Origin of the sequence: Gottfriedia solisilvae, from assembly GCF_002128405.1 — a bacterium.
In the GTDB taxonomy this organism is placed as follows: Bacteria; Bacillota; Bacilli; order Bacillales; family Bacillaceae_G; genus Gottfriedia; species Gottfriedia solisilvae.
Genome location: NZ_NETJ01000001.1, coordinates 836,862 through 850,273 on the forward strand (window position 1 = coordinate 836,862; position 13,412 = coordinate 850,273).

Consider the following 13,412-nt stretch of genomic DNA (forward strand, 5'->3'; position numbering starts at 1 on the left):
TCCTAACAGTTATTTAATTAATGCATTACAATCTAAAATTAATGCTACTTGACCGTCACCTAATATAGTTGCTCCTGAAATTGCGAAAACATTTGTTAAATAATTTCCTAAAGATTTAAGAACAATTTCTTGTTGTCCAATAAATGAATCAACTACTAAACCAGCAAGTTTGTCACCTTTTCTTACAATGACAACTGATATTCCATCTGTGTTATTTTCTGATTCAACTGGTACATTAAATAAATCATTTAAAAACAACAGTGGTACGACTTTCCCACGGAAATCGATTACTTTTTGATTGTGTGCACTCATGATATCTGTCTTTTTAATAAACGCTGTTTCAATGATTGAAGATAATGGGATTGCGTACTTCTCTTTTTGAAGCTCAACTAACATAACTGAAATAATTGAAAGTGTTAAAGGTAATTGAACTGAGAATGTAGTGCCGTGTCCTAAAATAGAATCAACCGATACTGTCCCACCTAATGATTCAATCTTACTTTTTACTACATCTAAGCCTACTCCACGACCTGAAATATCAGATAATACTTCAGCAGTAGAGAAACCTGATGCAAAGATCAATTCGAAAACTTGTTTATCTGTTAATGTAGAAGCTTGTTGTTCAGTAACAATTTTATTTTTAATTGCCTTCTCAAGTACTTTCTCGCGGCTAATTCCAGCTCCATCTTCTTTAACTTCGATAAAGACATGGTTTCCACTATGGAAAGCCTTCAGCTCAACAGTACCCGTTTCAGGTTTACCTTTTGAAACACGAACCTCAGGTTTTTCAATTCCATGATCAAGCGCATTTCTAATTAAATGAACTAATGGATCCCCAATTTCATCAATTACCGTACGATCAAGCTCAGTTTCAGCACCGATAATTTGTAAATCGATTTTCTTATTTAAGTCTTTTGATAATTGTCTAACCATTCGTGGGAATCGGTTAAATACTGTATCGATTGGTACCATTCGCATATTTAAGATAATGCTCTGTAAATCACTAGATACACGTGTCATTCTTTCTACTGTTTCCTGTAGCTCACCATGACTTAAATCTCTAGAAATTTGCTCGAGTCTTCCACGGTCAATGACAAGTTCTTCAAATAAATTCATAAGAATATCTAAGCGTTCAATATTTACACGAATCGTTTTACTATTACTTTGAGCCGTTGCTTTATTTTTTTGCTCATTTTCTGGAGCAACCGTTACAGCAACTTCTTTTTTTGCTGCAGCAATTTCGTTCATTACTTCTTTTTGTTCATTTTCTTGTTTAATACGGTTTAGATCAAAGCTAGTAATCTCAACATTATGAATCTCAGAAATTTTCATTATTACGTTTTTTACTTCTGAATTATCGATTTTTGTAATAAATGTAACATAAAAAACGGCATCAAATTGCTCAGTTTCTAATTTATCAACTGAGGGATTACTTTTTAGAATTTCTCCATTTTGTTCTAATGATTCGAAAACCATAAACGATCGAGCTGCTTTTAAAATACATGATGCTGTTAATTCTACTTTAATTTCAAATACATTAAAGCCTTGATCCACCGATTGCTCTATAACGGTATAGTCATATTCATCGTACCTTAGAGTCAATTGATCAGATTCATTTTTCACTTCATTTGTTTCTTCTACAAATTCTGTGCCTTTTTCGATCGCTGCTAACTTAAGCACGATTTCTTTTACATCTCTTTTACCGTCTCCACCAGTACTAATTGATTCAACCATTGCTTCTAAATCATCAATTGATTGAAATACCACATCTAATATAGATGAACTTACAGAGATTTTATTATTTCGAATGGCATCTAAAACATTTTCCATTTGATGTGTTAAATTTGCTAAATCTTCATATCCCATCGTTGCGGACATACCCTTTAAAGTATGTGCACTTCTAAAGATTTCATTTACAATCGCTAAATTAGTAGGTTCTTTTTCAAGTTCTAATAAATTCTCATTAATATTCTGTAAATGTTCTCTGCTTTCATCTATAAATAAATCTAAATATTGATTTAGTTCCATAGTCTTACTCCCTTATTATTTGGAATGTTTAATTATGGTGTCAGCTACTAGTTGAATAGGTACTACTTCATCTACTACATTTAATAATGCTGCTGCTTTTGGCATCCCAAAAACAACCGATGTTTCTTCTGATTCTGCGATTGTTGTGCCTTTACATTGCTGTTTTATTAACTTCATACCTTTGGCACCATCTGCTCCCATACCGGTTAAGATTGCTGAAGTAATTTCATAGTTTTTTAAACTACTAATTGATTCAAACAATACGTCAACTGAAGGACGATGACCATTTTTAGGTGGTTCCTCAGATAGTTCTATCAATAATTCATTATTTTTTTGGATCACTTTCATATGAAAACCACCAGGGGCAATGTAAGCTGTTCCATTTGTTACTCTTTCACCATTTTCTGCTTCTTTCACATGAATTGCAGATAGCTTGTCCAATCGAATTGCCAAGGAGTTTGTAAAACCCGCTGGCATATGCTGCACGATAAGAATCGGTGGTTGGAATCCGTTAGGAATCTTTGTTAAAACCTCCTGGAGTGCTCGTGGCCCACCTGTAGACGTACCAATGCATACAATTCTATTACTTAGTTTGGTGAACACATTTGTATCTGTTGGTTTGGCAATTTGTACCTTATTTTCATTTTTGACTGGTATTTTTGTCTCTTCAACTACAGCTGGAACTTTACTAATTTTACGAATAGGTAGTTTTGGTGTTTGTTTCGGTAACTGTAATTTATTCAAGTTAACCGTTACAGCCATTTTCACCTTTTTAATAATTTGTTCCGAAACCGTCTCAATATCTAATGAAATGGCTCCAGATGGCTTTGGAACAAAGTCAACAGCTCCGTTATCTAAAGCGATAAATGAACTTGTTGCACCTTCTTGCGTTAAGCTTGATAACATAATTACTGGCACTGGACATTCTTTCATGATGACTTTTAATGCATCTAAACCATTCATGACAGGCATCTCAATATCAAGTGTTACTACATCAGGCTTTAATTGAATTACTTTTTCGATTGCTTCCTTACCGGTTTTTGCTGTACCAATTACATGAATGCCTTCATCAGATGATAATATATTGCCAATCATCTTCCTCATGAAAGCCGAATCATCGACGACAAGAACATTAATTTTTTTCAATTAAACCACTACCTTTTTAAAAATAGAGATTTCATACGATGTATAAAGGAATGTGACGGTTGTTCATTAAAATCCTCGTTTACGTATTTTTTGCTAATAAATTCTATATTTTTTGATGGCTGACTAGATGGTGTATGTAAAATAAATGGTTTTTGTGAAATAACCGCTTTTCTTACACTTGGATCATCACAAATCATCCCTAATAGATTTACTTCGACATTCATAAAATGTTTGATTGCATGACCTAATCTTAAATGAACAGATTCTCCTTCTTTCTGAGAATTTATTCTATTTATCACCATAGATAGTTTAGCGCTTACTTGATTAAGTACTAGATGTTTAATCATTGCATATGCATCCATTATTGCAGTAGGCTCAGGGGTAGTTATTACAATGATTTCATGCATTGCAGAAAGTAATTTTATTGTTTGTTCACTTACTCCTGCACCCATATCAAAAATGATATAATCAAACTCTTCCATTGCATCATCTAACTCATTAAATAAATGTGAAAGTTTAGTTTCACTTAATGAAAAAATGCTTGATAAACCCGAGCCTCCAGATATATATTTCAACCCAATTGGCCCTATATTCATAATATCACGAATCGTCAAATTTTTATCAAAAATGTCAATAATTGATAAATTAGTCACGGTTCCTAATAGGACATCAATATTACCCATCCCTACATCAAAATCCAGTAATAATACCTTTTTATTTTTTTGACATAAGGAAATGGCAAAATTCAAGCTAAAATTTGATTTTCCAACCCCGCCTTTTCCACTAACAATACCAATCACTTTACTTTTTGGTTGTTTTGCAAATTGTAACTTTTCCCTTAAATTTGCCGCTTGGTCACTCATAGCTGAACTTCCTTTGCTAGGATCGAATAAACTTTATTAGGGCTTCCTTCCATGATATCGTCTGGAACATTTTGACCATTTGTTAAGTAAGCCACCCCAACTTGTTTTTCGACCATAAAGTTTAACATCGAGCCGTATGATTCTGTTTCGTCAACTTTAGAAAAAATCACTTTATTAATAGGAACCGAGTGAAATTGCTCATAAATCTTTTTCATATCTTTGTACTTTGATGTTAATGCAAGTACTAAATACGTTTCCAATTCATTAAAATCAATAATTTTCTTCAATTCAGTAACGTATTTCTCATCACGGAAATTTCGTCCTGAAGTATCGATTAATACTAGATCATATCCTTCAAATTTGTCTTTTGCATGCTTAAAATCTTCTAAGTTATAACAAACCTCAATTGGCACACCAAGGATTGTTGCATATGTTTTTAATTGATCTATGGCAGCAATTCTATATGTGTCAGTCGTAATAAATGCAACTTTTTTTCGATATTTTAATACTGCTTCAGCTGCGATTTTAGCAAGTGTTGTTGTTTTACCGACTCCAGTAGGTCCTACTACATTCACATATCTAATATCATCATGTTTATGACCAAATTCTAAATCGTTAATTTTCGTCATGATTGATGACTTTAACCATTCATTAATTTGCTCTTTTGAAACTTGATTTGATAAAAGTGCCATTCTAGGCTTGATTTCTGAAATGAATTCTTCAGTCAGTTCTTCTAGAATATCTTGATCCATTAATTTGGTTTTTAGGTCCTCTACTAATGGATGGAGCGCCTCATCCCCAGACTGATCATTGCTCATTTTTGTAATCATTGATTTCAGTTGTTTCATTTCTTTCAGAAGATTATCATGCTCCAAATCTTCTTTTTGTTTTTCCTTTTTTGGTATAACGTTTTCTTCTTCTTTTATTAATGGAACAAGATCATCTATTTGACTTTGAAATGTAACTGTTTTTGGTTGCTCTTTTTGAGTTGTCGTTTTTGGAGCTGCTTGATTTTGATCTAAAGCAGCTATTAATTCTATTTTCTTTTTAGCAAAGAAACCAAATACGCCACCTTCTTGAATGACTCTTGAATTTAGAATGACAGCATTTTGTCCAAGTTCTTCGGTTACCTTTTTCATTGCTTCAGCCATAGTGGGTGCAATAATTTTTTTTACTCTCATCCTACTCTCACAACTCCTACGCTTTGAACTTCTAGATCTGCATCCAATTCATTATATGAAAGGACTGGAAGTGTCGGCATATATCTTTCCACCAACTGTTTTACATACATTCTTATTGCAGGAGAACATAATAAAATTGGCTGTTGCTGTGCAATTGACATTTCTTCAACTTCTTTATTTACGGCCTTGATGAATTCCCCTGAAGTATCTGGATCAATTGATAAATATGAGCCATGCTCTGATTGAGTAATAGAATCAGCTATAATTTTTTCAACCTTACCAGATAAAGTAATTACTTTTAGAGATTCATTAGATTGACTGAATTGACTTGTAATTTGTCTAGCTAGTGCTTGTCTCACATATTCTGTTAACACTTCTGGATCAGTCGTGTATCTACCATAATCAGCCAAAGCCTCAAAAATTACTGGTAGATTTCTAATAGAAACTTTTTCTTTTAATAGTTTGCCTAAAACTTTTTGAATATCTCCAATTGATAGTGGATTTGGTGTTACTTCATCTACTAAGATAGAATAGTTTTCTTTTAAATGATCTATTAAATTCTTCGTTTCTTGTCTACCTAATAATTCATGCGCGTAACTCTTAATGATTTCTGTAATATGAGTTGATACAACTGAAGGCGGATCTACAACTGTATAGTTAAACATTTCCGCTCTTTCTCTCATTTCTTCTGAAATCCATTTTGCTGGTAATCCAAACGAAGGTTCAAATGTATCAATACCTATAATTGAAGGTTCGTCATATCCAGGATTTAGTGCTAGATAATGGTCTAGTAATAACTCACCATGTGCAACTTCATTTCCTTTGATCTTTAAGACGTATTCGTTTGGTTGAAGTTGGATATTATCCCTTATTCGAACAACTGGGATGACTAATCCTAGTTCGATTGCTAATTGTCTTCTAATCATTACAATTCGATCTAAGAGGTCTCCACCTTGATTCGTATCAGCTAATGGAATTAATCCATAACCGAATTCAAACTCTATTGGATCAACCTGTAGTAATTTAACAACACTTTCAGGTGCTTTTAGATCATTCGTGACAATTTCTTCTTGCTGTTCTTCTATTACAGTTTCATCGACAACTGGTTTTCTAGATAATTGATAAGCACCAAACGCTAGTAGTGCACCAATTGGAAGTGTAACGATATCATTTAACGGTGTTACTAAACCTAATAAGGTAATTGAACCTGCTGAAATATATAATAATGTTGGATAAGCTAATAATTGTCCCGTTAAGTCCGTTGCTAGATTGTCTTCTGAACCAGAACGTGTAACCATAATACCTGTTGCAGTTGAAATTAATAGCGCAGGAATCTGACTTACAATCCCATCACCAACAGTTAATGTCGTGAATTGTTTTGCTGCTTCAGCAAAGCTTAAGTCCAATTGAACGACACCTATAATCATCCCTACGGCAATATTTATGATAACAATAATAATAGTTGCAATTGCATCACCTTTTACAAACTTACTTGCTCCATCCATCGATCCATAAAAGTCTGCTTCTCTAGAAACCTTTGTTCTTCTCTCTCTTGCTTGTACTTCAGTAATCATGCCTGCATTTAAATCAGCATCTATACTCATCTGTTTACCTGGCATCGCATCAAGTGTAAATCTTGCTGCTACCTCAGATACACGTTCAGAACCTTTCGTGATAACGATAAACTGAATAATAATTAAGATTAAGAACACTACAAAACCGACAATCGCATTTCCGCTTGTAACGAAATTCCCGAACGTTTCTACAACATTACCACCATGTCCCGTTGTCAGGATTGCCCTTGTTGTAGATACGTTCAAACCAATTCTAAACAAAGTTAAGATTAATAACAGTGATGGAAACACAGAAAATTCAAGTGATTCTTTTACATTCATTGAAAGTAATAAAACAATAAGTGCTATTGACATATTTAGCATGATTAGAAAACTAATTAACCATGTTGGTAAAGGAATAACTAACATGACAACGATAAATATTACACTGATAAGCACTGTTAAGTTCTTTGCTGACATTAGTTTCTCCCCTTAAATCTTTCTTTTCAACTTATAAACATATGCCAATATTTCGGCAATTGCTTTAAAAAACTCTTCTGGTACTTCATCTCCAATGTCCGTTTGTGCATATAGCGCTCGAGCAAGGGGACGATTTTCAATCATTACAATATCATGTGCTTTTGCGATTTCTCTAATTTTTAATGCTAGGAAATCTACTCCTTTTGCTATGACAAATGGAGCATCTCTTTTTTCCTCATCATATTTAAGCGCAACTGCATAATGAGTAGGATTTGTAATGATTACATCTGCATTTGGAATTTCCTGCATCATTCGACGCATCGCGATTTCCCTTTGCTTTTGTTTAATTTTAGATTTAATCAGTGGATCCCCTTCTGATTTTTTATACTCATCTTTGATATCTTGCTTTGACATTCTAATATTTTTCTCGAAATCAAAACGCTGATAAAACAAATCAAGTACACCCAAAATAAACAAGGAAGCTGAAGCAAATATTCCACTTTTGACGACTAAATTATAAATCGTTTCTGCAACTTCCCTAATACTAATAAAGGGTAAATTTAATAACTCCTGTTTACTTTGCCAGATGATATAAAATGTTGCAGCACCTACAATCGTTATTTTCAATAATGATTTGACCAATTCTACGATTGCTCTTAAAGAATAAATCTTTTTAAAACCTTGTATTGGATTTAAGTTACTAAACTTTACATTAATTGCTTCTGTCGAAAACATAAAACCAACTTGCGATATATTAGCTACGATAGCAGCAATAAAAGCAACTCCTAAAAAAGGACCAATTAAAATTAAAATTTGCATGTAAATTTTAGATAGCACTGAACTAGCATTCTGATTAGAAATATCTTTTAATAAATTATGTTCCAGATAGTCCTTCATCACATGCTCAAATTGGTCAAAAAGAAACTGTCGACCAAATAGTAAAAAGAGAAACATGGAAAGTAAAATCACAGCTGTATTAATCTCTACGCTTTTAGCTACCTGCCCTTTTTTCTTCGTTTCTTCCCTCTTTTTGGGGGTTGCTTTCTCAGTTTTTTCCCCAGAAAAAAGTTGTAAATTTAGTTTAATTTGCGCCATTTTAAATTCCTCCAATTAGCTGGATGAGGGAATTTGTTGATTGTACAACTAATTCAAATAAATGCTGAACTAATATCATCATTGTTGGTAAACCGATGATTAATAAGATAAAAGCAATAATCACTTTAAGTGGAAGGCCAACAACAAAAATATTCAATTGTGGAACAATTCTCGTTAAAATACCTAATGCAATATCTACTAAAAATAATGATGCGACAATTGGTAGCGCCATTTGAAATGCAATCACAAACATTGCGATAAAAATTTTTACAACTTCAAGCACAAATTCCTCATGACCAATGGGTAATCCTGTCGAATTTACAGGAATAATTTTGAAGCTATTTATGATCCCTTGTAGTAAAAGATGGTGTGCATTTACCGATAATAAAAATAGGATCGTAATTGCATTTAAAAATTGAGCTGTAATTGGATTTTGCATACCCGTTTGAGGATCAAATACACTAGCCATTGAAAATCCGACTTGAAAATCGATTAATCCTCCAGCGATTTGTATCGCTGACATAACAATAAATGCAATCAATCCGAGTGCTAAACCGATTACTGCTTCTTTCATCAATAAAAAAAGATAATTATCAATGTTTAGTAGTGGTTGTTGCTCGACAAGAAAAAATGCAATATAGCTTGTAAAGAAAGAAAATCCCACTTTATGACTTGTCGGTATCGATCTATTCGAAAAAATCGGAACTGAGACAAAAAAACTTGAGATCCTAACAAAAATTAATAGAAATGCTGGTATGCTTTGATATAAAGTCTCCATTTTTATTAACCTACGAAGTTATTCAAATTACTAAAAATTTGAAATGTAAATTCTACTAATTTAGTTAACATCCAAGGTCCAAAGAAAATCAGTGCGACTAATATAGCAACTATTTTTGGTATAAATGCTAGTGTTTGCTCTTGAATTTGGGTTGTTGCTTGAAAAATACTGACAATCAAACCAATTACTAAAGCAATAATTAGTAATGGACCACTCACAATAAATAATGTATAGATTGCCTTTTGAGCAATTGTTATAACGAATTCTTGACTCATTTTTCAGTTCACCTCTAGAAGCTTTCGAGCAATGATTTAACAATTAAATACCATCCATCTACCATAATAAATAATAAGATTTTGAACGGTAGTGAAATCATAATAGGTGGTAACATCATCATCCCCATCGACATTAATACACTTGCTACAACCATATCTATCACTAAAAATGGAATAAAGATCATAAACCCCATTTGAAAAGCAGATTTTAATTCACTAATTGCATATGCTGGTACTAATGTAGTTAACGGAATGTCTTTAATACTTTTAGGCTTTTCCATACCTGTATAACCCATAAATAACTCTAGATCCTTTTGTCGCGTATGCTTACTCATGTATTCTTTAACCGGAACTGAAGCGCGATCATATGCTTGTTCCAACGTTATTTTATTATCAAAAAGTGGTGTTAAAGCTTGTTTATTTACTTCTTGAAATGTTGGAGCCATAATAAAAAATGTTAAAAACATTGCTAATCCTAGTAAAACTTGGTTTGGTGGTACACCTTGAGTACCAATTGATGTTCTAACAAATGATAGAACAATGATGATTCTTGTAAAACATGTAGTAAGAATGATTATTCCCGGTGCTATAGATAATACCGTTAATAATAATAATAGTTTCACAGATGTTGTAACCGTTTCTGGATTACTAGAATTAAAGTATTGAACTACATCATTCATTGTTGTCGATCCCTTTCTCATCAATTCTAGTAAGGATTGAATTTTTCTTACCTTTTAAAGACTGCATTTGTTGATTAAATAGATTTTTAAATGATTCTTTTGTTGAATCTATCTTTGTTGAATCAATTTTTCGATAATCTTGTTTGATTACATTTTCAAACCATTTTGTTACCTTTACCTCAGCTTGCGTTTTTTGCTCTCTTAATTCTTCAATCGATTGTATTTCTTCTTCATCACTGATTTCTTTTAGTAAAGTAATATCCTCACCTACACCAACTACATATAATGAGTTTCCAATTTTTAAAATTTGAACGGATTTATTAGATCCAACCGATGTTCCACCAAGAGAATTGATTACATTATTTTTTAAGAAAGAATTTCCATTTCGTTTAATCCAGTAAAGTACTAAATATAATAGTCCAATGACAATTCCAAAAGAAATAATCATTTTCACATAGTCAAAAAATGTTAGTTTGGTAGACTTTACTTCTGAGATGTCTTGACTAGTCTGCTTTTTTGTATTGTCATCACATAACTTTGGGTTATCTATACAATCTTGTATAGATGGGTTAGATTGCGCCGCAAAGCCAACTGTGGACTTAAACGGCGCAACAATCACCATCAATGACAACAACGTTAAAAAAAGTAGCTTCTTCATTCGTTGTCACCTTCTTTTCAAATTCATTGCTAGATTTTAAGCTAAAGTTTTAGAAATAGCTTCAATTACACGATCAGCTTGGAAAGGCTTAACAATAAAGTCTCTAGCTCCAGCTTGAATTGCGTCAATTACCATAGCTTGTTGTCCCATTGCAGAACACATAATTACTTTTGCATTAGGATTAATTTTCTTAATTTCTTTTAAAGCTGCAATTCCATCCATTTCTGGCATTGTAATATCCATTGTTACAAGGTCCGGTTGATGCTCTTTATATTTTTCAACAGCTTGAGCTCCATCAGCAGCTTCAGCAACTACATTAAAACCATTTTTTACTAAGATGTCTTTAATCATCATTCGCATAAATGCTGCGTCATCAACTATAAGAATATTATTTGCCATTTCAAATTCCTCCAAAATATATTTAAATTATTTTAAATTATTTAATCGATCACTCTTACTTACAATATCGGTAACACGTACCCCAAAATTCTCATCAATAACAACTACTTCACCTTTTGCAATTAACTTACTATTAATTAGAATTTCAACAGGTTCGCCTGCAAGCTTGTCCAACTCTAAAATTGAACCAGTCGTTAATTCTAGAATTTCTTTAACTGAACGCTTTGTTCTTCCTAATTCAACAGTTACATTCAATGGAATATCGAATAACATATTTAAATTTCTAGCTTCATTTTCAGTAATTGACACTGGTTGTAATTGTGAAAAAGCAGCTGGTTGAACAGATTGGTTACTTACAGGGTGTGATGCTCCAATCATTTGATTTCCAAGAGAATTTGAACTTATTGGTGTATTATATGACACTTGTTGAGCCATTCCATTGTTTATTGGCTCTTGATATGCATGCGACGTTTGTTGCACTTGTTGTTGCTGTTGTGGTACTTGTTGTTGCTGTTGAGCTTGCTGCTGTGTTGGCACTTCCGCAGGAGTTTCAGCAGGTGAATTCAGTTTAAACAGTTCATCAACTAGCTCTTTTCCGAAATCATATGGTAAAAGCTGCATGATCGTTGAATCAATTAATTCTCCTACCTTTAATCTAAATGAAACTTTAATTAAGTACTCATCTTGAGGAACTCTATTTGTTCCTTCTCCAACTTGGAAATCGATTAATCCAATTGTTGGTGGTGAGATATCTACCTTTTTCTTAAAAATCGTACTCATTGATGTTGCTGCTGATCCCATCATTTGATTCATAGCTTCTTGTACTGCACTTAAATGAATATCATCTAATTCAACTTCTTCTACGAATCCATCTCCACCAAGCATTAGGTTAGCTATAATTGCAGCATCTCTCGTATCAATTACAAATAAGTTTGCTCCAACAAACCCAATTGTGTAACCTACTTGAACTGCAACGTACGGAGACTGAAACTCTTTTTCTAAATGCTGACGATGTAATACAGATAAACTAGGAGTCGTAATTTCTACTTTTTGGTTTAATAATGTTGATAGAGCCGTAGCAGAACTACCGAATGAAATATTTCCTATTTCACCCAATGTATCCATTTCAATTGAGGACAGTAAATCCTCTAAAGGGGGTACATTATCTTGATTATTTGTTTCGGTTGGCTCTTCTCCTAAAGAACCACCATTTAATAGTAGTTCAATTTCTTCTTGAGATAGGATTTTATCACTCATCATTTCCTCCCCCTTTCAACTCATCTAATATTTGAACTGCAACTTTTTTACCTACGACACCAGGTTGGGCAGTAAATTTATAACTTTCACCTATTTTTATATTTAAGGCTTCATTCGTATCTTTATCTAATACGATTACATCACCTATATCCATATTCAATAAGTCATTAATGGAAATTGTTGTTTTGCCTAGTTCTGCCGTAATTTCCAATTTCGTTTTATTAATTCGTTTGTTAATAAACTCTGATTCCTCAACATTTTTAGGCTTTGTATTTGGTTGCATCCAATATCTTACTGATAACTTTGGAATCATTGGTTCAAGCACTACATGAGGAATACAAATATTAATCATCCCGGTCGTATCACCAATTACAGTATTAAATGAGATTACAACTACTGTTTCATTTGGTGAAACAGTTTGTAAAAACTGAGGATTTACTTCAAAATCTGTTAATACTGTGTCAATATCTGCAATCGTACTCCAAGCATCACGCAGATTTTCTACAGCTCTTTCAAATAATTGAGTCATGATTTTTGTTTCGATTTCAGTTAAGTTCTCAACTTTATTAATACTATTGCCCTGACCACCTAGAACTCGGTCAAGCATTGCATACGCAATATGAGGATTGATTTCAAAAATAATTCTTCCATCTAAAGGAGGTACTTCAAATACATTTAAAATCGTCATTTTAGGAATCGAGCGAATAAATTCCTCGTATGGAATTTGATCAGTTGATGCAACACTTATTTGTACATAAGTCCTTAATTGGGCTGAGAAATAAGTTGTTAACAACCTGGCAAAATTTTCGTGAATTCTTGTTAAACTACGGATATGATCTTTCGAAAATCGAAGTGCACGTTTAAAATCATACACTTTAACTTTTCGTTCACTTTCTTCCTTTTTCAGTTCTTCGGCGTCCATTTCACCTGTTGAAATAGCTGAAAGAAGCGCATCTATTTCATTTTGTGATAAAACCTCTCCTGACAAGCAATTCACCTCCTCTTACATGTAAGATCGA

Annotated in this window: 13 protein-coding genes; all 13 read right to left on the bottom strand. The window is 33.0% G+C overall.

Going from position 1 to position 13,412, the window contains the following annotated elements; translation table 11 throughout:
* Positions 1 to 9: 9 nt before the first annotated feature.
* From CAB05_RS04070 to fliM, 13 genes are read right to left on the bottom strand one after another with little or no spacing between them, the layout of a single operon-like run.
* Entirely contained in the window at positions 10 to 2,028 is a 2,019-nt protein-coding gene (locus CAB05_RS04070; protein WP_087998524.1) for a chemotaxis protein CheA, read from the bottom strand.
* 15 nt (positions 2,029 to 2,043) lie between these two features.
* Positions 2,044 to 3,174 (bottom strand): protein-glutamate methylesterase/protein-glutamine glutaminase, encoded by a 1,131-nt coding sequence (locus CAB05_RS04075; RefSeq protein WP_087998525.1) that lies wholly within the window; start codon positions 3,172 to 3,174, stop codon positions 2,044 to 2,046.
* 8 nt (positions 3,175 to 3,182) lie between these two features.
* Positions 3,183 to 4,037, bottom strand: coding sequence for a MinD/ParA family protein (locus CAB05_RS04080; protein ID WP_087998526.1), 855 nt, complete (start codon positions 4,035 to 4,037; stop codon positions 3,183 to 3,185).
* Positions 4,034 to 5,218: a flagellar biosynthesis GTPase FlhF gene (flhF, locus tag CAB05_RS04085; protein WP_087998527.1), complete on the bottom strand. Its 1,185-nt coding sequence runs from the start codon at positions 5,216 to 5,218 to the stop codon at positions 4,034 to 4,036. Before flhF ends, CAB05_RS04080 begins: the two co-directional genes overlap by 4 nt.
* Positions 5,215 to 7,251, bottom strand: a complete 2,037-nt coding sequence (gene flhA, locus CAB05_RS04090; RefSeq protein ID WP_087998528.1) for a flagellar biosynthesis protein FlhA — start codon at positions 7,249 to 7,251, stop codon at positions 5,215 to 5,217. Before flhA ends, flhF begins: the two co-directional genes overlap by 4 nt.
* Before the next feature lie 12 nt (positions 7,252 to 7,263).
* Positions 7,264 to 8,346: a flagellar biosynthesis protein FlhB gene (gene flhB / locus CAB05_RS04095; RefSeq protein WP_087998529.1), complete on the bottom strand. Its 1,083-nt coding sequence runs from the start codon at positions 8,344 to 8,346 to the stop codon at positions 7,264 to 7,266.
* Position 8,347: 1 nt separating this feature from the next.
* Entirely contained in the window at positions 8,348 to 9,124 is a 777-nt protein-coding gene (gene fliR / locus CAB05_RS04100) for a flagellar biosynthetic protein FliR (RefSeq protein ID WP_087998530.1), read from the bottom strand.
* 5 nt (positions 9,125 to 9,129) lie between these two features.
* Positions 9,130 to 9,399 (bottom strand): flagellar biosynthesis protein FliQ, encoded by a 270-nt coding sequence (gene fliQ, locus CAB05_RS04105; protein WP_087998531.1) that lies wholly within the window; start codon positions 9,397 to 9,399, stop codon positions 9,130 to 9,132.
* A 14-nt stretch (positions 9,400 to 9,413) separates the two neighbouring features.
* Positions 9,414 to 10,079 (bottom strand): flagellar type III secretion system pore protein FliP, encoded by a 666-nt coding sequence (gene fliP, locus CAB05_RS04110; RefSeq protein WP_087998532.1) that lies wholly within the window; start codon positions 10,077 to 10,079, stop codon positions 9,414 to 9,416.
* A complete protein-coding gene (locus CAB05_RS04115; RefSeq protein ID WP_087998533.1) occupies positions 10,072 to 10,737 on the bottom strand; it encodes a flagellar biosynthetic protein FliO in 666 nt (221 codons plus the stop codon). Before CAB05_RS04115 ends, fliP begins: the two co-directional genes overlap by 8 nt.
* Positions 10,738 to 10,773: 36 nt before the next feature.
* Positions 10,774 to 11,136 carry a chemotaxis protein CheY gene (cheY, locus tag CAB05_RS04120; protein WP_087998534.1) on the bottom strand — a complete coding sequence of 121 codons (363 nt, stop codon included), beginning with the start codon at positions 11,134 to 11,136 and terminating at the stop codon, positions 10,774 to 10,776.
* Positions 11,137 to 11,163: 27 nt separating this feature from the next.
* Positions 11,164 to 12,396 (bottom strand): flagellar motor switch phosphatase FliY, encoded by a 1,233-nt coding sequence (fliY, locus tag CAB05_RS04125; protein ID WP_087998535.1) that lies wholly within the window; start codon positions 12,394 to 12,396, stop codon positions 11,164 to 11,166.
* Complete coding sequence (fliM, locus tag CAB05_RS04130; RefSeq protein WP_087998536.1) at positions 12,386 to 13,381, bottom strand: flagellar motor switch protein FliM; 996 nt, start codon at positions 13,379 to 13,381, stop codon at positions 12,386 to 12,388. The genes fliY and fliM overlap by 11 nt, the downstream gene beginning before the upstream one ends.
* Positions 13,382 to 13,412: the final 31 nt, after the last annotated feature.

Coding starts and splice junctions, on each gene's coding strand:
- CAB05_RS04070 (WP_087998524.1), bottom strand. CDS start 2,028: ATGGAACTAAATCAATATTTAGATTTATTTATAGATGAAAGCAGAGAA.
- CAB05_RS04080 (WP_087998526.1), bottom strand. CDS start 4,037: ATGAGTGACCAAGCGGCAAATTTAAGGGAAAAGTTACAATTTGCAAAA.
- flhF (WP_087998527.1), bottom strand. CDS start 5,218: ATGAGAGTAAAAAAAATTATTGCACCCACTATGGCTGAAGCAATGAAA.
- flhA (WP_087998528.1), bottom strand. CDS start 7,251: ATGTCAGCAAAGAACTTAACAGTGCTTATCAGTGTAATATTTATCGTT.
- flhB (WP_087998529.1), bottom strand. CDS start 8,346: ATGGCGCAAATTAAACTAAATTTACAACTTTTTTCTGGGGAAAAAACT.
- fliR (WP_087998530.1), bottom strand. CDS start 9,124: ATGGAGACTTTATATCAAAGCATACCAGCATTTCTATTAATTTTTGTT.
- fliQ (WP_087998531.1), bottom strand. CDS start 9,399: ATGAGTCAAGAATTCGTTATAACAATTGCTCAAAAGGCAATCTATACA.
- fliP (WP_087998532.1), bottom strand. CDS start 10,079: ATGAATGATGTAGTTCAATACTTTAATTCTAGTAATCCAGAAACGGTT.
- CAB05_RS04115 (WP_087998533.1), bottom strand. CDS start 10,737: ATGAAGAAGCTACTTTTTTTAACGTTGTTGTCATTGATGGTGATTGTT.
- cheY (WP_087998534.1), bottom strand. CDS start 11,136: ATGGCAAATAATATTCTTATAGTTGATGACGCAGCATTTATGCGAATG.
- fliY (WP_087998535.1), bottom strand. CDS start 12,396: ATGATGAGTGATAAAATCCTATCTCAAGAAGAAATTGAACTACTATTA.